This is a genomic window from Arenibacter sp. ARW7G5Y1, from assembly GCF_003201775.1.
Taxonomy (GTDB): domain Bacteria; phylum Bacteroidota; class Bacteroidia; order Flavobacteriales; family Flavobacteriaceae; genus Arenibacter.
Genome location: NZ_QJJZ01000007.1, coordinates 18,504 through 38,404, shown reverse-complemented (window position 1 = coordinate 38,404; position 19,901 = coordinate 18,504). Strand labels below are relative to the sequence as shown.

Sequence of the window (19,901 nt, the reverse complement as noted above, 5' to 3'; positions counted from 1 at the left end):
CATACCTAACATGAAAACAGTAGTTATAATTGGCGGTAGTAAAGGCATAGGCAAGGCTATTGTTGAAACTTTATTGGATTCCCATAGAGTGATCAACCTTAGTAGATCGGTCCCAGAACAGCACCATGCCAACTTAACTCATTATAATGTTGATATCCTGAGCGACGATTTACCGGAAATTACCAACATGGATGCCTTGGTATACTGTCCAGGAAGCATCAATTTAAAACCAATAGCACGGTTAAGTTTGGAAGACTTTCGGGAAGACTTTGAAATAAATGTTGTTGGTGCGGTCAAGGCCATTCAGAAGTATTTGGAGGTATTAAAACAGAGCGAGCGGCCCTCAATTTTACTCTTTAGCACAGTTGCCGCCAAATTGGGCATGCCCTATCATGCCAGTATTGCAACGGCCAAATCCGGGGTAGAAGGTTTGGTAAAGTCCCTTGGAGCGGAATTGGCACCCAATATCCGTATTAACGCCATTGCTCCCACAGTTACGGATACCCAATTGGCGTCGAAACTTCTGCGCAATGAAAAAATGATCGAAAATATTAAAGAGCGCCATCCTTTAAAGAAATTTCTAAACCCCAAGGAAGTAGCAGAAATGGCGGAATTTTTATTATCGGGTAAGGCATCCTCCATCTCTGGACAAATATTTGAAATGGACTATGGCATAGTAACCTTTAAAATTTAATGCATGAATCCCTTCAAAATATTTGCCGAAACCTTATTCACTAGTTCCAAACCCAAGGAAAAGACGCATTTGCCATCAATTTATGACATCAAAATTAATAACTTAAGTGGTACGCCCATTAATATGAAAGACTTTGAGGGCAAATACATCCTCTTAGTAAATGTGGCCTCAAAATGCGGTTTTACCCCCCAGTACAAGCAATTGCAGGAACTCCATGAAACTCATAAAAACCAAATAGTGGTTATTGGCTTGCCCTGTAATCAATTTGGAGGTCAAGAACCAGGTAAGGCTGCAGACATTGAAAAATTCTGTGAAGTTAATTATGGGGCAAATTTCCTGATGACCGAAAAAATCAATATTAAAGGGAAAGACCAACATCCTTTGTACAGGTGGCTTACAGACAAAACCATGAATGGCCATAAAAATTCAACTGTAAAATGGAATTTCCAAAAATATCTCGTGGACGAAAAGGGTAATTTGATAGATTATTTCTATTCCAATACCAAACCCATGAGTTCCAAAATTACGCAACACTTAAAAAATTCGTCATGTTCGGAATATTTAGAAACAAATCCACGGAAGAGAAACTTCAAATAAAATACAACGGTCTTATGAAAGAGTGGCATACACTTTCTAGCATTAATCGGTCTGAAAGCGACAAAAAATATGCAGAGGCACAGGAAGTCTTGGAAGAATTGGTAGCCCTCCAAAAAAATTAGACAATACAATTATCTGCCTAGTTTCTTTTTTGGTCCAAAAATAAAATACCAACTTTGGAACATTATGCCAGCTTTTCAAACAGTTCATTTCCTTGTAAAAATATGGTGTTGGGTGGCCGTAAAATAATCACAGAATATTTGGTTTAACCTGTTGCCCATTGTGCTCGCCTTTACTCCTAAACTGGGATATACTTCTATGATATTCCGTGAGATTTCTTTCACGGATATTACAGCTGCATGGTGAATTTCTTCCGTATAGTGCACTTCAAATACCTTTTCAGCATTGATTGTTTTCTCTATTTGAGAAGCGTAAAGGAATAGTTTATAATCCGACTCGAGGATCGTATCCTCCAAAGCTTGCAACCTCCCTTTCGCTATAACCGTACTGGCTTCTTCCAATAAGTTTTTGGCAATACCAATATAATTGACCCATAGTGTTAAATCAGCAAACAGAGCAAAGGGAATCTTAAAAATAGGATGAGGCAGGTAACAATCATTATAACTAAAACTACAACTCTTATGGGCCCTATATGCATCAACTGCAAAAGAATGGGTGGCAGTAGCCTTAAGGCCCATAGTATTCCAGTCCGGAATAATCTGCACTGCTTCTTTCGGAATCACAAACGACTGCACTCTTGGCGACCCATCATTATTCCGTAATTGGATTCCATTTTCCACAATTTCCGCGTTTAACGTAAAATGTGTAAGGTAGGGAGCACCTGTAGCATAGCGCCATTGTCCTGAAATCCTGTAATGATCATCAACAATCTCAGCTGTACCAAATACCCCTCCACTTCCACCCAAGCATGGATTGAAGTCCTTACCCTTAAAAATTTCACGAGCCTTGCTTGGCTGTAAATTGCCTATAAAATAATTGGCTCCACTACAGAGGGTAATGGTCCATCCCAGGCTGGCATCCATCTTGGCCAATTCCTTTAGCCTGGTCAATCCCTCCGAAAGGGATAATTCCAATCCGCCAAAGGCCTTGGGAACCCAAAGGTTCCAGAGGTTCCCATCATCGATCCAATTCAAAATTTCTTGAGGAAAAACATTGGCTCCCTCATATAATTTTCTAAGCTTTAACAGGTTCTCCACTGGTGTCTTTATTAATTAATTCTCTCCATTTAAAATATCCCGAGGTTCCCACTATGAACAAAAAAATAGTCAGCCCGGCATAAATGTACAGCTCTTTGTAAAAAAGCAAAGGAATTGAAATAAGATTGCTAATATTCAAATAGATCCAATTCTCCATCTTCCTTTTGGCCATCAACCACATCCCCGCCCAAGCAAAGGCACTTACAGCCGCATCCCAGATAGGTACATCCGAATTGGTATAATTCCTTAACCAGTGGACCATTAGTGCAAAACAGGCGATTACAATGCCAATGGCCTTTATTTGTTCTGCCTTGTCCGAATAGGTAATTGGTGTTTCTTCCTTGCTTCTCCCATATTTCCAATAAAGCCAGCCGTAAATACTCATAAACAAATAATACAGATGGAGTAATATATCGGCATACAGTTTTGTTTGGTACAATACCCAAATGCCTATCAGAATGGAAACAATTCCAAATAAATAGTTGTGGATATTATTATTCCGGGCCAACAACACCTGGGCAACACCAAGTACTGTTCCTAAAGCCTGCAACCATGTAAGCTGTGTAAAAAAATTCTCCATCAATTCCCTTTTATTTATGAAATGGGAAGATGAAGATAGTAGCGACATGCAAGAGTGCAACATCGAACTGAAATCCCTACGCCGGCATTATCCGGATCAGGTTCGGAGCCAAAACTCCTGGGTATCATCTCAGCCTGCCTTGAATGGCAAGCACCCCATTTATGCCACAAAGCTAAAACTAATTTATGATTTGATATCGGTTTCGAACAAAAAAAAGGCAATATCATTTCAATTCACCTATACCGCAATTTGTTTCCCACTTAATAAAAATTTATACCCGTACCCTACTTCACCAGTAATAAAAAAAAACAGGCTCATCATTAAAAAGCACTCATAACCAATGCATTGACAATTAGGACGAATCGAATACTTTTAGGTGATTATTATAATTCATATTATGGCCTTGATTCTGCACCCCCCATATAATATTGAAAACTCCGCTATGGAACCGTTCCTGTAGGAATGCACAAGTATAAAACTTACATTGAAAGGATTTATAGCTCAACATTCAGTAGATTATTTTGCATATTTAATCTTGAATTTTAAGATATTTTGCATTATTCGCATTTGATTAATAATTTTACCTAAATTGTAGCGCCGTAATTTGATTATTTGGTGAATTATTTTTCTACAGTAAAAAAATTTTGGACATGGGGACAAACGATTGGATTTTTGGAAGAATCCCATTACTTTCCCAAACATAGCTATTGATTTAATTACTGTTTTCACTATATGCAATATCTTTTTTTGGTTTGGGCACACTAAATGCAATATAATTTGGACTCAGCTTCTATCTTACGGGAATTACAGAACAAAAATCACTTCGTTTTTAAACGGCTGTTTGAGGATTGGTATGCCGATTTGGTCAACTACGCCATCAAACACCTCTTCCACCAAAGTTCAAGTGAGGATGTTGTACAGGATGTTTTTATTTATTTATGGGAAAATGCAGATAAAATTAATATCCAAACTACCCTCAAAGGATACACCTATGCCATGGTGCGCAATAGGTGCTTGAATATTTTAAAGGCCAATAAAATTACCGACACAGCCAATATTATGGAAATGCAGGTCATGCTGGAAACGGATTACAACCCGGACTACTTCCATCAAGAAGAACAAAATTTGGAACTTGCATTAATGCTTAAAGTGCTGGAAAGCTTACCCACTAAAATGCGTACCATTGTTAAATTGCGCTTTGCCAATAATTATAAATATTCTGAAATAGCAGAAGAGCTCGGAGTTTCTATTAATACCATTAAAACACAATTAAAAAGAGCCAAAGCAAAATTTGGCGAACTGGTAATTTCAATTGCTTTCATTTTATCAGTATTGTATTAAACACTGCCTTTTTTTACATCTAAAACATTTTTTTTACATAATACTAAGGATTTACGATTATTTTGTCACCCATTTTAGTTATTTGATTGTCATAGTTATAAGGCAAACTAAATTGGATTGATGGAATTTAAACTTATTTTAAAGAAAATTAACGAGGAACTTAATGAAGAGGAGATGGCCATTTTCAACAAATGGTATAATGAATCGGAGGAACATCGATTATTTTTCAAAAGAGTTCAGGAGAATCGATTGAAGGGAAAATCCATTGTTGACATTAAATCCGGTTGGGATGCCATCTCCACTAGGATCAACCCCAAAAGAAAAAGCAAGGGAAACTTTAAAATTGCAGCTGCCATTGCAGCCATATTGGTGGTGGGATCTATTTTGTTTGTGTTGGATAACAGGCCAAACAACCCAAAAGTGAACATTACTCCCATGCTTGATCAAAATTCGATTTTGGCAGGTACGGATAGGGCCATTTTAACCTTGGAAGATGGCTCCAATGTGGTATTGGAAAAAGGAAAAGAATATAAAACACCAAACATTTTCAGCAATGGATCCCAACTGGTCTACAAAAATGCCTCCGATGCCAAGATTAGTACCACCATCTATAACATATTGACTATTCCAAGAGGTGGACAGTTCTATATTGTATTGGCCGATGGCACCCAAGTATGGTTAAATTCAGATTCCAAATTAAAATACCCAAAAACCTTTAAGGAGAATGCACCCAGACAAGTTGAACTGATATATGGCGAAGCGTATTTTGATGTAACCCCCAGTTCGGAACACAAGGGTTCGGAATTCATAGTGGAACATCGGGAACAGAGAATTAATGTTTTGGGCACAGAGTTCAATATCAAGGCATATCAGGAAGAAGAAATAATTGCTACCACTTTGGTTGAAGGAAAGGTTGCACTTGAAAACGGTATAACATCCAACCATTTATTACCCGGGCAACAAGCAATTCTAAATATTGAAAACAAACAAATATCCATTAATCCGGTAGATGTATATAATGAGGTCTCCTGGAAAACGGGCTTTTTTAGTTTTAAAAATAAATCCTTGGAAGATATTACCAAAGTATTATCCCGCTGGTACGATATTGAGGTGATATTTGCCCGTGAGGATATCAAACAAATAACCTTTACCGGTGTATTTAAAAAGGTACAGGATATTAATGAAATATTGAAAAGTATAGAAAGTACCAATGAAGTGACCTATAGCATTAACCAAAAAACGATAACTATGAAGTAACTCTTTTAAAAAAAAAAGGGAATGGAGTCTGAATTTGGACAATTTGAACCTCCATCCCCGAAACATTAATTAATTAACATTAACTAACATTCAAATTTATGAAAACCAAACCAAACGGGGTACCAATTTCTTTGGTATTTAGACCCCTGATCACAATCATGAAAATCTTTATCTTTTTATTTTCAGTTATATCATTGGGAGTAAACCCCGAAAAGGGCTTTTCCCAAAACAAAATAATCACATTTGATAGTAACGGAAAATATTCTATTGAGGAAGTATTTGAAATTGTAAAAAAGCAGACCGATTACACTTTCATTTACAAATCGGATTTATTTAAAAACACTCCAAAGATTGAGGTAAGGAAAGGGCGTATGAAAGTGGGCGATCTTTTGGGTAAATGCGCTATACTAACCAATTTCGATTTTAGTTTTACCGAAACCGGTACAATTTTCTTAAAGGAAAAACCCGTCCGGCCCGAAACTAAAATTGTACAACAACCTATTAGAGGAACAATTACCGACAATGATGGGGTACCATTGGCAGGGGTGAACATCATAGAAAAAGGAACGACCAATGGAACCATGTCCGACTTTGATGGAGATTATTCCATTAATGTTTCAAGTTCAGATGCAATACTTGTTTTCTCATATTTAGGTTATCATACTCAAGAAATTTCGGTGCAAGAACAAGGTACCATAAATATAACATTAGAGGAGTCGGCTTCCACACTAGAGGAAGTTGTTGTAATAGGGTTTGGGTCTAAATTAAAGAAAGACCTAACAGGATCTGTATCCGTTGTTTCAAGTGCGGAATTGGAAAAAACTGCCTTCGCATCGCCTCAGTTTGCGTTACAGGGCAATACTACTGGTGTTCGAGTAATTAATTCCAGTGGTGATCCCAATTCGCAGCCAGAAATTTACGTACGAGGTATTGGTAGTTGGCAAGGTAATGCCCAACCTCTGTATGTGATAGATGGTCAAATCATAACCCCACCCACGGCCAGTAATTTGGACCTAATAGGTAGAAGTGGCAACCAACCGCCACCAAACCTTTTCACAATGATCAATCCGGATGATATTGAATCCATATCGGTATTAAAGGATGCTTCTTCTGCTGCCATCTATGGTAGTAGAGGTGCTAATGGGGTGGTTCTTATTACCACTAAAAAGGGCAAATTGGGCGGAGCCAAAATAGAATACTCCAGCCATTATGGTTTTCAAAATATAGGTAGGTTTGATATGCTCAACACCCAGCAGTACAAGGACTTGGTACAAGAAATGTATGCAAACAACCGAAACCCCAATATAACTATTGAAAATCAATTATATGGTAGGGATGCCGCCAATGATGTTACGAGGCGAATCTCCTTTTCACCACAATTTGATCCCGAGAGTCCATTTTTCATAAGTGATAATACGACCTATGATTGGCAAGACGATCTTGTTAAAAAAAATGCCATTACCGAATCGTATTCTGTAAAAGTGTCCGGAGCCAATGAAAATACTGATTATTATCTCGGAATTGGATATGACAATATAGAAAGTAACTTAAGAGGAAATGAACTAAGGACCTACAGGGCTTCCTTTAATATCAATTCCAAAATTAAAAATTGGCTTAAAGTAGGCCTTAATTATAAATTTGCATATCAGCAGCAAGATACGGAAGAAGTAGGATTGGGATCCTTAACTACGGTTGCCCCTTGGCAACCATTGTACGATGCCTCCAATGAATTTGGTTTTGCTACTGTCCTTGATCCGCCCAGTGATGCCTGGGAACGGACAAAAAAATATGGAGAGGGAAGTAAGCGTAATTATTTGGCCTTTGCGGACTTGAATAGGGGGATTTTTGAAAATTCCAGACAAATAGGACAAGGATATGTAGAAATTTATCCCGTAAAAGGGCTAACCTTACGTTCCAGTCTTAATTTGGACTATGTATCCCAAGACCGTATTAGTACAAGGACCTATAGAACCAATATTTTTGATCCGGCAGGTTTGGATCCAAAAGATGCATCACCAAATGCACCTAATAGTTTAGGTAGCTTTGAATCTAGAGCCAACTATTTTTACAATTATCAGTTTGATTTTAGTGCTGTATACGAAAAGAGTTTTGGAGATCACAGATTTGTATTGACCACTGCGCTACAAGATCAATTTCAGCGGTCACAGAACAAAAATTTAAGTGGGAATAATATTTCGGATATAAGGAACCTTAATCGCATAGGTTTTGACAATGATCTGGATAACAATTCGTCATTTACGGGTTGGAATGAACGGGCTTGGCTTGGCTATGTAGGGCGTTTGAGTTATAGTTTTTCTGACCGGTACTATTTAGATGGTTCCTTTAGAAGAGACGCAAGTTCTGGTTTGGCACCAGATTATCGTTGGGGTAGTTTCTATTCCCTTTCAGGTGCATGGAGAGTTAGTAGTGAATCTTTTATGGAAAATGTAAATTTTGTAAATGATTTTAAAATTAGAGCAGGTTACGGAGAAGCAGGTAATGATGAAGCTGCAGTGGGTAAATATGCGTATTTATCCGGTGTGGCAACTGGTGGTGGTTCGGTTCGTTTAGGTTCAGGAGATGGCAACGGGCTAGGCACCTATTACACAGCTGCCAGTTTAAAAGATTTTCCAAATGAAACTTTGGAATGGGAAGTAGCTGAAACCAAATATATTGGTTTTGATGCAACACTTTTTGATTATAAGCTGAACATCACTATGGAAGTTTATAACCGAACCCAAGCCGGTATTCAGCAAATTGTTAATTTACCTTTAAGTGTAGGTACAAATGATCCAATTCTAAATGTTGGAGAGCTTGAGAACAGAGGGGTCGATTTACAAATTGGATACAATGACAACATAGGGAATTTCACCTATGGCGTTACGGCAAACGTAAGTTTTCTTGAAAATGAAGTAACAAAATTATACAATGATCAGCCGTTGTACTCACAAAATCAGTTTCAACGTACGTATAGAGTAGAAGAAGGCCGGTCATTGGGGCATATCTGGGGTTATAAAGTTGGTGGCATCTTTCAGACGCAATCAGAGATTGACGCCTTTTATGCGGCCACTCCTGATTCTGGAGTCCAAGATGTTAGTTTTGTAGCTCCGGGAGATTTGTATTTTCAAGATGTTCATGGCGACCCTACCGAAGAAGAACCATTTTATAGTTCTATCCCTGATGGCCAAATTAATTCCAATGACCAAACAGAAATTGGCAATACAATCCCGGCTTACACTTATGGCCTTAACTTAAATGCTGGTTATAAAGGTTTTGACTTATCATTTAATTTTTATGGCGAAGGCGATGTACAGAAATATAATTACAACCGAGCTGTTCATGAAAATATGTCAAATGCCGGGCCCAATTATGGAATTTCAGTATTGGATAGATGGACACCATCCAACACGACCAGCACCATGCCCAGAGCAGTAATTGGCGATCCTGCCGGAAACAATAGATTCTCTGATAGATATGTAGAAAATGCCGCATTTTTTAGATTAAATAATTGGCAGCTAGGTTACACAGTACCAAACTCTTTTTTAAGAAAGTTAAATGACCCCGTAAATTCATTCCGCATTTATGTGAGTGGTCAAAATAACATTTACATCTACGATTGGAAGGGTATTGATCCTACCAACGATAACTTCCCACTGCCCAAATCCTTTATGATGGGTTTTAATGTGTCCTTTTAATCTAAAACTAAAAAAAATGAACATAAAAAATATATTAGCTGTTTTCACACTACTGCTTACTTTCATTAGTTGTGATAAAGATAGAGTTGATGCCGAGCCTCTAAAAAATACAGAAGCGAATTACTTCGCCGATGTTATCCAATTTAGATCTGTAACCTTTGGAATATATGCCAAGCTGTATGATTATTATCATTACAATGCCGGGGATAATGCAAATTGGGCCAATAGCCTTTGGCTACTACCTGGTGATGACCTTACAGAAACGAATGGTACCCGTACGGCCGAAGAACTTTTTGATGGAACATTAAATCCGGATAATGTGCGGGTTGAATGGATTTTCGACAAAACCTATGAAATGGTGTCCAAGGCAAACGTAATCATTGAAAAAGTAAATACCGTTGATTTTTCCAATTATGAGGGAGCTGGGGAAATATCATATATGGAAGGTGAGGCACTGTTTTTAAGGAGCTATGCGTATTATAACCTTTTCAATATTTATGGCAATGTACCTATTGTTACTCAAAGAATTCTGAACGAAGCTGAAGCAAACACGCCAAAAAGTGACCATCTTGAAGTTTTGGAACAAGTCATTACCGATGCAAGAGCTGCCTTAGCCATTTTACCGGAAAGTTGGAGTGCAGAATATAGGGGTAGAGCTACAAAAAACTCGGCCCGTGCCTTATTGACCAAGGCGTTGGTTTTTAAAGCCAACTACTCAGGATCCAATGATTATACTGAAGCTATCACAACTTTCAATGCTATTACAGCAACCTTATCCACAAGATATTTGGACAATTTTGATGTTGCTACCGAAAATAATCAAGAATCTTTATTTGAGGTGCAAGCAGGTCAGCCCGGAATTTTTAGTAATATATTTTTAGAGAACGATGGTAATTGGCGGGGAGTTGAAGATTTAAGTATTTTTAGAGGGATGATGGCCGTGGCAGGTTCTTCCAATATCAGTAATTATGCAAATACACGTTTTCTAATAACCGATAAGTTGTTTAATGCTTTTGGTACCGATCCTAGAATTAGTTACTTTCTTAGAACTGATGACAATGAAGGTGGAAGGCTTTTTCAAAAGTATATGTTGGAGGAACTAGACCAACAACAGGGCAATTTGTTTGATTCCTCAAGTAACAATGAACGCGTGTTGCGATATGGCGACCTTATCCTCTTAATAGCAGAAGCACATTTAAAGTCGGGTAATCCATCTACAGCAATTCAACTGGTTAACAATGTTCGAAAAAGAGCAAGGGATTGGGGTCTGGCATCAGGTACAAATGATGGCACAGTACCTGCTGATTACTCCACCAGTGAAACAAATCCTGATACGATCATGAAATGGATCATGGATGAGCGCTTTATTGAGTTGGCTGGTGAGGGCCAGCGCTGGTGGGATTTAAAACGTTGGCATGTTGCCGGCGACCTTAACCTAACAGGGTGGACCGGCGACGATGCCCAATTTAGCACTAACCTTTCTTCCAGTTCACTTTTTGATGTGAGCAAGCACTTATTGTTTCCCCTTCCACAGAAAGAGGTAGAGAGAAACAGCGAAATCTTAGAAAATAACCCAGGATATTAATTATGTAGTTAGTTTGTTTTTAATAGGGATGGCGGGTATAATTCCTGCCATCCTTTTTTTTGCTCAGAAAAAGAACTTCAAAAACAATGGGAAGTTATTATAAAGCTTTTGGACCTTGCAACTTACACCGAACAACACTGTAATGGCCATTGCCTATATACCCGAATCCACTCTCTACTAGCTATCAATTTTCACAAATATCTAATAATCAACACATATATCAAGTAATACCTATACCTCTAACCAAAGCCCAGATAAAATGAAAAAATGGTGTATTTTAATGCTAATCCTTTCAAGTTATGGTTATGCCCAAGAAATTATTCCTATATGGAAAAATGGTGTTGTTAACACCAAAGAATCTGATGAAATGGAAACGATTATTGAGGAGACTGATGATATCCTCTTAATAGCCAAGGTTCAAAAACCTACAATTGAAGTATACTTGCCCAGTAAAAGGAACGCTACCGGCCAAGCCGTGGTCATTTGTCCTGGTGGAGGTTACACAGTTCTGGCCTATGATTGGGAAGGTACAGACATCGCCAAATGGTTAAACTCTAGAGGAATTGCCGCTTTTGTTTTAAAATACAGACTGCCCAATTCAAAATCTATTGCGCAACGCAACGAGGCTCCTTTGCAAGATGCTCAACGTGCTTTAAGGCTAGTACGGCACAACGCCAAAAAATGGAATATAAATGCGGAAAAAATTGGGGTTATGGGCTTTTCTGCAGGGGGGCACCTGGCCTCTACCCTAGGTACGCAATTTGACCGTGAATCATTTTCAAAAAAAGATGAAATTGATAGTTTGAGTGCGCGTCCGAATTTCATGATACTATTATATCCAGTAATCACTATGAAAGAACCATATGCAAATGATGGATCCAAGCTTAATTTGTTAGGTCAAAACCCAAGTGATGAAGTAATAATGGAATATTCCAGCGAACTTCAGGTGAAAAACAATACGCCTCCTACATTCATTGTTCATTCTGCCGATGATACCGCGGTTCCCATTGAAAATAGTTTATTCTTTTTCAAGGCTCTAAACGAAAAAGGTGTAGCGGCAGAAATGCATATATATCCAAGTGGCGGTCATGGTTATTCATTGGCATCTGGAGACAAATATCTACAGACCTGGGTAAATAGATTGGAAGATTGGCTAAATAACCTTCCATAATTGCGTAATTTAATAAACTAAAATTGAGGTTTCCAATATAAATTATGGGCTTTTAAATCAAAAAAAGAACAATGCAGTATAATACCAAACACCCAAAACCAACCCTAAAGCGCAATGTTATTCTAATTGTCCTTCATTTAGTAATGGCTATTGGAAGTACACAAGAATTTGAAACCCTCACCTACTTTGAAAATGACACCATCAGCCTGGAGTTGGATTTATTTTTACCTCCCATTAAGGATTCAGCCAAAACTCCCTTAGTAATATATGTTCATGGGGGAGGGTTTAGTACTGGCAGTAAAAAAGGCGGTCACCTTTTGGCGAAACATTTGGTGGAGAACAATATCGCATGTGCAAGTATAGATTATACGCTGTATATGGAAAATAAAGATTTTGGGTGTAACGGTATATTAGCTGAAAAGATTAAGGCGATACAAATAGCTGCAAACCAGCTTTGGCATGCTACCGCTTTTTTAATCGAACAACAAGATCAATTTCACATAGATGCTAAAAACATCTTTATAGCCGGCAGCAGCGCAGGAGCGGAAACAGTGTTACATGCCGCCTTTTGGGACAGAAAACAGATGCAGTTATTTGAACCAAAATTAGCTCCCGATTTTTTATTTAAAGGTGTCATTTCCGGTGCCGGTGCAATCATGGATTTAAATTTAATTACAACGCAAAATCATATTCCACTTTTTGTCTTTCATGGTGACAAAGACCCATTGGTACCCTATGGGGTTGCTGCGCATCATTACTGTAATCCGAATGCTCCGGGCTGGCTTATGTTTTTTGGTTCCCACGCCATAGCCAATCACATTCAAGAATTAGGGGGTACAAGTCGCTTAATGACCTATGTTGGGGGGAATCATTCTATTGCAGGCGAACATTTTTACAAAAAACAAGAAGCAGTCGTCAATTTTATTGCCAATGTACTGGATGATAAGAGATTTAATGAGCATCAAATTATTACTGCAGACTTGCACAAATAGCTTATAAATCAATAAAATAGTGAATAAGTTACATAAGCACATATATGGGGCAATCGCTGTTGTGGTTGTATTTGTTTTATTTTCATACACTAACAAAGAATACCAAGCAGATTGGTTCGCCTTTAAGCCCAATGCCGATTTTTCATCATATTCCATCATAAATATGAAAGATTGGCTAGATGCACCTGCTGGCAAGCATGGTTTTGTCCAAATAAAGGATAAGGATTTTGTCTTTGAAGATGGCACAAAAGTTAAATTTTGGGGTGTTAATATATGTTCCAACACACCTTTTGTTGACCGTGAAAAAGCGGATCAATTTGTAAATACCCTCACCTTTATGGGCGTGAACGGGGTTCGTTTTCATAAGTTTACTTGGGAGGCAACCGATAGTATAAATTCCAGTCAACCCGATAGTTTAAAGTTCCTAAAGATGGATTATTTTCAATCCAAGTTAAAGGAAAATGGTATTTACTATGGTTGGTCGCATATATATGGTCATAAAGTAAAACCAGGTGATAGTGCAAACCTGGAGGCCTACAGTGAAATTGCCAATTTAAAATACCCATGGCAGCATCTGAATGGAAGTACCTCTTCCCTAGTAAACTTTGCTCCAGATCTGCAAGATTTGAATATTGGGCTTACTGTAAATATGCTAAATAGAAGAAACCCATTTACTGGTTTACGCTATGCGGATGACCCTGCCTTGAGCTTTGTGGAGTTTCAAAATGAAGATGATATTTTTTGGTCAGCAATTGAAAGAGCTTTAGAGCAGGCTCCTACCTATAAAGCCATACTATGCAAACAATTTAGCGCATGGCTTAAAATTAAGTATTTAAATGATGAAAAGTTGAAACAGATATGGCGGTCCGATTTGCCAGAAGGGCAATCCATCGCCAAAGAAAATGTTTACCCAACTCCAAATCACCAACTGTTTAGCTCCCATTATATCAAATCAATACAAGAAAACAAAAATATACCACAACATCTATTGGATAAAATGCAATTTCTATATGAACAACAATTACAATTTTACAAACGATTTGAAAAAGCCGTAAGAAATACCGGTTATAAAGGAGTTATTGTAAGTAGTGGTTGGCAAGCTGGTTCTGGGATTTCACATATGTACAACCTGCATACCGATTATTCTGTTGGACCTATAGATCGACATAATTATTTTGGTGGCGGAAAAGGAGGGCATCAACTAACCACAGGATTTGTAAATAACGAAGCCATGGTCTCCCTTCCTGGTTCCGGATTATTAGGCACTGGCATGCAACAGGTTTTGGACCGACCATTTGCGTTTTCGGAATGGATGAGTTTAATTCCAAATCAATGGACAGCAGAAGCCTCACCCCTCATTGCGTTTTATGGTATGGGGCTACAGGGTTGGGATGCTTCCTACTCATTTGCCCTAGATAGCCCTACCTATTCCCCCACAGTGCAATCGCATTCTGTTTATAATGTTAATAGCCCTTCACAAATGGGGCTTTATCCCGCATTAGCAGTAATGCTATACCGAAATGATATTAGTGAAGGACCTATTCTTACTGAAAGAAACGTAAACCTAGCTGCTTTGAGTGAAGGCAAATTAGGCTTTTCCGAATTTATCGAACAAGGTTTTGACGATAAAAAATTTACGGGATCCATTTCATCAAAACTTTTGGCAGCCGGCAAAATCCCCATAGCATTCACTGAAAATTTAAAAGAAACACAACCATATACAATTAGTCGGTTTGAAGAAAAGGGTATAAAAACAATTACCTCAGCAACAGGAGAACTCTTTTGGGATTATAATTCCAAAGGCTATATAACACTAAACACGAATGGAACAAAAGGTGTTCTTGGTTTTGCTAAAGGTTTAAACCTAGAATTAGGGGAATGGACATTGAAAATCAAAAATGAATTCGCAGTTGTTCTGCTAACAAGTTTAGATAAAAAAGCTGGCTTGGATAAAACTGATAAAATTTTAATAACTACAATCGGAAGGGTAAAGAACACAGGGATGGAATATGACGAAACAAATACCCATCTTTCCAAATTAGGCAATGCTCCTATCTTATTGGAAGGAATAGATTTTACCATTGGCGCAAAAAGGTTGCAAAAAGCAACTCTAAAGCCCTTGGACCATATGGGTAGAACCAGAAGTGAAGAAATTGTGATTGATAATAATCAAATCAATATTGAGGGAGCTACACATAAAACTATGTATTATCTCTTAGAGTTTAGATAGCCCCAATCACTTTTTTAAGTGCAATACCATTCTATTTAACCTTTGTAAAGTCAATTGAAAATGAAATGCATAATTTCCATAATATTTATCTTTTTTCTTACCGATTGCGTTAAAAAGCAACAAACCATACCGGAGGTTGTACCTATAGAGCTTTCTACAGAGTATTCAAAAAATCCCGCTGTTATAGATGAGACCCACCCTCGATTTTCATGGATAAATAGTGCTACTAAGGAAAATGACATAAAAAAACAAATGGCATGGCAGGTTAGGGTAGCCAGCAAGGAAGCCTTATTGAAAACCCCAGATATGTGGGATAGTAAAAAGGTTGCATCTGACCAATCTACTCGAATAATCTACAATGGAAAAGCATTGCAATCACGTCAAGACTATTGGTGGCAGGTACGAATATGGAACGAAAAAGACCAATCGTCCAAATGGAGTTCGCCTGCAAAATGGAGTATGGGAATACTGGATTCCTCTGAATGGAAGGCCCAATGGATAGGTGCTCCTTGGCAAGGTGAGGCGCATTTCCCCAAACCGGAAGGCGGCCCAGATACAAGACCTATAGATTTTGGGCCTCCTGCCCCTTTGCTTCGAAAAGTGTTTGTAATTGAAAAGGAAATTTCAAAAGCGATAGCATATACCACAGGATTGGGATACTTTGAATTTTACGCAAATGGTTCCAAAATAGGTGATGATGTATTGGTGCCCAACCAAACAAATTATGGTAAAAGACCTAATTTGCCCAATTTCTTGATCAATGTAGAAGACAATTTCACAAAATACAAAGTCATGTATCTAGCCTATGATATTAAAAATGGTTTAAAACAAGGTGAAAATGTGGTCGGAGCCATTCTTGGCAATGGTTTTTATAATCCCGCCAAATTTTGGACCGAGGGCTATGGCACCCCACGTTTTTTATGCCAGATACACATAACCTATACCGATGGCAGTGAAGATGTGATCGTAACGGATAACTCTTGGAAGGTTGCAAAAAGCCCAATACTTATGAATATGGTTTATTATGGTGAGACCTATGATGCTACAAAAGAAATAGCTAATTGGTCTACAAACAAAATTGATACCAGCTCGTGGTCCAATGCTACTATTAGAAAAGCCCCCGAAGGAGAATTGGTTGCCCATTCAGCAAATACCGATAAGGTTACGGAACAAATTTCCCCGGTATCCATAGAGAAGATCTCTGAAGGCAAATACAAAGTAGACTTTGGAGTTGAGATATCAGGTTGGGTAAAACTTCAGAATGTAAAAGGCCCAGCTGGACATAAGGTCGACATCTCATTTAATGGAAATCTTTATTCTGGTGATAATAGCTACACCTTTAAAGGTGATGGTTTGGAAACCTATGCTCCGCGTTTTAATTGGTTTGTTTTTAGTGGTATTGAAATATCAAATTGGCCAGGTATATTAAAAAAAGAACATCTTATAGCTGAAGCCGTAAATACCAAAATAGAGGAATCAGCAACCTTCAATAGTTCAAATAAGATGCTAACTGATATAGTAACTATATGGAAAAGAAGCCAAATAGACAACATGCATGGAGGTATAGTAAGTGATTGTCCACATAGAGAACGTTCGGGGTATACCGGAGATGGGCAAGTAGCATGTGCTATGGTAATGCAAACCTATAACGCCAAAAATTTTTATCATAAATGGATTCAAGACATTCTTGATGCCCAAGACTTAAAAACAGGGTATGTACCAAATGCCGCCCCATGGCAACCGGGTTGTGGTGGAGGTGTTGCATGGGGCGCAGCCGTAAGTATTATGCCTTGGGAATTCTATTTGCAATACGGATCAATGGATGTGCTGCAAGATAGCTATGAACCCATGAAGGCGTACATAAAGTATATGCAAACGTGGGTAGATGACAAGGGTATAATGTTTTCAAAAAGAACAGGGGCCGACGGGGCCATTTTAAAATGGTACAATCTGGGAGATTGGGTACCTCCGGGCGAACTAATTAGAGATGATTTGGTTCATACTTTTTACTATTGGATGTGCCTTGATATTGCAGCTAAGACTGCAAAAGTACTGGGTAATGACCAGGAGGCCGAGCGCTATAAGAAAATGGCCAATATAACACAAAGGGCTTTTCATAAGGTATTTTACAGTGAAACGGAAAAAACCTATGGCGCCGGGGGCGGAAATATTTTTGCATTAAAAATGGGGGTTCCTGAAAAACATTATAAAGACGTAAAGGAAACTTTGGTATCGAATATAAAAATGAACAAGGGGCATTTTGATACTGGTATTTTTGGAACGCGATATTTCTTTGAGGTTTTGGCAGAAAACGGTTTAAATCAATTGGCATATGAGGCCTTGAACAAAACAGATGAACCTAGTTTTGGCCATTGGTTAAAACTTGGGTCAACTACCACCCGTGAAAAATGGTCTGAAGAAGGATCGCATAATCACCCCATGTTTGGTGGTGGCCTCGTTTATTTATACAATTATTTGGCAGGGATGAAACCAGACCCCGCCGAACCAGGATACAAGCACATTATTTTTAGGCCGCAACCCGTAGATGGTCTCACTGCTATTTCGTACTACAATAATACACCTTATGGTAAAGCTGGTATTTCTTGGAAAAATACTACCGCTGATTTTGTTATGAACGTCACTGTACCCATTGGGAGTTGGGCCACGATATGCGTGCCAGCAGCCCATAAAAATGATGTCACGGCCAAATCTGAAATGGAAGGGAGGGTAAGTCCTAGATTTATTGAGATGAAAGGGGATTATGCAGTTTATGAAATTGATAGTGGCGATTACATCTTTAAGTCTGTTAAACAATAATCTTTAAAAAACTAGATCAATGAACTCGCAAATGGATTATAAGGTGAAAGGATTTTTTTTTATAGGTAAGCGGTTGAACATAGTAATTATGGTCATATTGACTTTGTGTTGGTCCAGCAGCTTTTCCCAATACTTAAAAGTAAGTGAGAATCAACGGTATTTGGTTACTGAAAATGAACAGCCATTTTTCTGGATGGGTGATACGGCATGGGAGCTTTTTCACAAACTAGATCTAATTGAAATAGAACATTACTTAATGAACCGGTCGGCTAAAGGTTATACGGTTATACAGGCAGTAATTTTGGCAGAGTGTGATGGTTTAACAAAACCCACACCAGAAGGATATTTACCACTTGAGAAAAATAATCCGTTAGTTCCAAACGAAGCCTATTTTAAAAAAATAGATCAAGTAGTCGCATTAGCGGCAAAGTACAACCTCTATTTGGCGTTGTTGCCCACATGGGGCTCACATGCAGAAGACAAAGAGCACGCGTTATTTGATAATCTCTCCATATTCAGCCCAAAAAACGCTTTTGAGTACAGTAAATTTTTGGGGAATCGCTATAAAAACAATTGGAATATCGTATGGATTACAGGGGGAGATAGAATTCCTGAAGGCAATGAAGGTATCTGGACAAATATGATAGAAGGACTCAAAACAGGTAGTCAAGGTAAGCACTTGATTACGTACCATATTAATGGGGGTCATTCCATCACTGAATACCCTGGAATTGCAGAACAGTTAGATTTTTATATGTTGCAATCCGGTCATGGAAATGCGGTAAATCCCAATTACCAAATGATAAAAAAAGACTATGATGTTATACCTACCAAGCCGGTTATTGATGGCGAGCCCGTATATGAAGATATTCCTATTGCATTTAATCCTGTGAATGGTTACAATACAGATTATGAAGCCAGAAGGGCTATGTATTGGTCAGTGTTTGCTGGTGGCTTTGGCACTACCTATGGAAATAATGCCGTTTGGCAAATGAATCGCAAGGAATACCCCCCAATATTATACCCTATCCAAACATGGGACAAAGCGATAGATGCCAAAGGAAGCTTTCAAGTGCGATATTTAAAATCACTTTTCAAATCAAGACCTTTTTTAGAAAGAATTCCAGATCAATCCTTACTAATGGGTGACAATGCATCACAATCTGATTTTAAAGTGGCTACCCGCGATGGCACTAAAGGCCAAAACGATGCCACTTATATTATGGCGTATTTTCCAATTGTCCGGGATATTGGTATCAACACAGCTGTTATTGGGTCTGAAGAAATAAGGGCTTGGTATTATGATCCTCGAACAGGTCTGGCATACCTAATTGGTGATTATAAAAATACCGGAACCTTTTCTCCTAAATGGGACAAACGCATACGAGAAAGTATGGGCGGTAGTGATTGGGTATTAGTAATAGACGATGCTTCTAAAAATTATTCACCCCCTGGCGTTATTTTAAAAAATAATTCCAAGTGAGCATGTATATTAAAGGACTAGGGAATCTTTGGAAATGAAAATTGAAATCAATTGTCAATTTTTGTTTCACAATTACGAAGCTAGAAATGTTACGGAATACGATATGTGTTGTCTCAAAAAAACTGTGCAGTACTAGATAGGGAGAATATAATAATTTAATTGAACCTGTTTGTTGAAGCGCTACACATTTCGCCTCTGGATCCATATTTGACTCATAGACAACGACTCTAAGAATGGTGCTT

14 protein-coding genes and 1 riboswitch are annotated in these 19,901 nt (G+C 38.2%); of the genes, 12 read left to right on the top strand and 2 right to left on the bottom strand.

What is annotated here, in order from left to right; genetic code table 11:
- The first annotated feature begins 10 nt into the window (after positions 1–10).
- Genes C7972_RS11570 through C7972_RS11560 form a run of 3 tightly spaced genes read left to right on the top strand, consistent with a single transcriptional unit; the run spans position 11 to position 1,413 of the window.
- Positions 11–694 carry an SDR family NAD(P)-dependent oxidoreductase gene (locus C7972_RS11570; protein WP_110356345.1) on the top strand — a complete coding sequence of 228 codons (684 nt, stop codon included), beginning with the start codon at positions 11–13 and terminating at the stop codon, positions 692–694.
- Positions 695–697: 3 nt separating this feature from the next.
- The gene (locus tag C7972_RS11565) at positions 698–1,291 is read left to right on the top strand and encodes a glutathione peroxidase (protein ID WP_110356344.1); all 594 of its coding nucleotides are present in this window, start codon (positions 698–700) and stop codon (positions 1,289–1,291) included.
- On the top strand, positions 1,243–1,413 hold the full coding sequence (locus C7972_RS11560; RefSeq protein WP_110356343.1) for a Lacal_2735 family protein: 171 nt from the start codon (positions 1,243–1,245) through the stop codon (positions 1,411–1,413). Before C7972_RS11565 ends, C7972_RS11560 begins: the two co-directional genes overlap by 49 nt.
- An 84-nt stretch (positions 1,414–1,497) precedes the next feature.
- On the opposite strand, the gene C7972_RS11555 is transcribed toward C7972_RS11560, so the two are convergent.
- Both C7972_RS11555 and pnuC read right to left on the bottom strand, forming a co-directional pair.
- Positions 1,498–2,508: an acyl-CoA dehydrogenase gene (locus C7972_RS11555; protein ID WP_110356342.1), complete on the bottom strand. Its 1,011-nt coding sequence runs from the start codon at positions 2,506–2,508 to the stop codon at positions 1,498–1,500.
- A complete protein-coding gene (gene pnuC / locus C7972_RS11550; RefSeq protein WP_375334785.1) occupies positions 2,486–3,091 on the bottom strand; it encodes a nicotinamide riboside transporter PnuC in 606 nt (201 codons plus the stop codon). Before pnuC ends, C7972_RS11555 begins: the two co-directional genes overlap by 23 nt.
- A 53-nt stretch (positions 3,092–3,144) precedes the next feature.
- Positions 3,145–3,256, bottom strand: a riboswitch (TPP riboswitch).
- 609 nt (positions 3,257–3,865) lie between these two features.
- On the opposite strand from pnuC, the gene C7972_RS11540 reads away from it, so the two are divergent.
- The 9 genes from C7972_RS11540 to C7972_RS11500 all read left to right on the top strand — a co-directional run bounded on the left by C7972_RS11540 (position 3,866) and on the right by C7972_RS11500 (position 19,659).
- A complete protein-coding gene (locus tag C7972_RS11540; RefSeq protein WP_181422863.1) occupies positions 3,866–4,429 on the top strand; it encodes an RNA polymerase sigma factor in 564 nt (187 codons plus the stop codon).
- Between the two features lie 120 nt (positions 4,430–4,549).
- The gene (locus tag C7972_RS11535; RefSeq protein WP_110356338.1) at positions 4,550–5,686 is read left to right on the top strand and encodes a FecR family protein; all 1,137 of its coding nucleotides are present in this window, start codon (positions 4,550–4,552) and stop codon (positions 5,684–5,686) included.
- A 98-nt stretch (positions 5,687–5,784) separates the two neighbouring features.
- Positions 5,785–9,381: a TonB-dependent receptor gene (locus C7972_RS11530; RefSeq protein ID WP_110356337.1), complete on the top strand. Its 3,597-nt coding sequence runs from the start codon at positions 5,785–5,787 to the stop codon at positions 9,379–9,381.
- Between the two features lie 16 nt (positions 9,382–9,397).
- On the top strand, positions 9,398–10,966 hold the full coding sequence (locus C7972_RS11525) for a RagB/SusD family nutrient uptake outer membrane protein (protein ID WP_181422862.1): 1,569 nt from the start codon (positions 9,398–9,400) through the stop codon (positions 10,964–10,966).
- Between the two features lie 259 nt (positions 10,967–11,225).
- Complete coding sequence (locus C7972_RS11520) at positions 11,226–12,137, top strand: alpha/beta hydrolase (RefSeq protein ID WP_110356335.1); 912 nt, start codon at positions 11,226–11,228, stop codon at positions 12,135–12,137.
- Between the two features lie 71 nt (positions 12,138–12,208).
- The gene (locus C7972_RS11515; protein WP_110356334.1) at positions 12,209–13,129 is read left to right on the top strand and encodes an alpha/beta hydrolase; all 921 of its coding nucleotides are present in this window, start codon (positions 12,209–12,211) and stop codon (positions 13,127–13,129) included.
- 19 nt (positions 13,130–13,148) lie between these two features.
- Positions 13,149–15,359, top strand: coding sequence for a hypothetical protein (locus tag C7972_RS11510; RefSeq protein ID WP_110356333.1), 2,211 nt, complete (start codon positions 13,149–13,151; stop codon positions 15,357–15,359).
- 60 nt (positions 15,360–15,419) lie between these two features.
- Positions 15,420–18,176, top strand: a complete 2,757-nt coding sequence (locus C7972_RS11505) for a family 78 glycoside hydrolase catalytic domain (protein WP_220020893.1) — start codon at positions 15,420–15,422, stop codon at positions 18,174–18,176.
- Positions 18,177–18,195: 19 nt separating this feature from the next.
- The gene (locus C7972_RS11500) at positions 18,196–19,659 is read left to right on the top strand and encodes a glycoside hydrolase family 140 protein (RefSeq protein ID WP_110356331.1); all 1,464 of its coding nucleotides are present in this window, start codon (positions 18,196–18,198) and stop codon (positions 19,657–19,659) included.
- The last annotated feature ends 242 nt before the right edge of the window (positions 19,660–19,901 follow it).

Bases quoted from the DNA above. Each gene is read 5' to 3' on its own strand.
- C7972_RS11570 (WP_110356345.1), top strand. From the start codon at position 11: ATGAAAACAGTAGTTATAATTGGCGGTAGTAAAGGCATAGGCAAGGCT.
- C7972_RS11565 (WP_110356344.1), top strand. From the start codon at position 698: ATGAATCCCTTCAAAATATTTGCCGAAACCTTATTCACTAGTTCCAAA.
- C7972_RS11560 (WP_110356343.1), top strand. From the start codon at position 1,243: ATGTTCGGAATATTTAGAAACAAATCCACGGAAGAGAAACTTCAAATA.
- C7972_RS11535 (WP_110356338.1), top strand. From the start codon at position 4,550: ATGGAATTTAAACTTATTTTAAAGAAAATTAACGAGGAACTTAATGAA.
- C7972_RS11530 (WP_110356337.1), top strand. From the start codon at position 5,785: ATGAAAACCAAACCAAACGGGGTACCAATTTCTTTGGTATTTAGACCC.
- C7972_RS11525 (WP_181422862.1), top strand. From the start codon at position 9,398: ATGAACATAAAAAATATATTAGCTGTTTTCACACTACTGCTTACTTTC.
- C7972_RS11520 (WP_110356335.1), top strand. From the start codon at position 11,226: ATGAAAAAATGGTGTATTTTAATGCTAATCCTTTCAAGTTATGGTTAT.
- C7972_RS11515 (WP_110356334.1), top strand. From the start codon at position 12,209: ATGCAGTATAATACCAAACACCCAAAACCAACCCTAAAGCGCAATGTT.
- C7972_RS11505 (WP_220020893.1), top strand. From the start codon at position 15,420: ATGAAATGCATAATTTCCATAATATTTATCTTTTTTCTTACCGATTGC.
- C7972_RS11500 (WP_110356331.1), top strand. From the start codon at position 18,196: ATGAACTCGCAAATGGATTATAAGGTGAAAGGATTTTTTTTTATAGGT.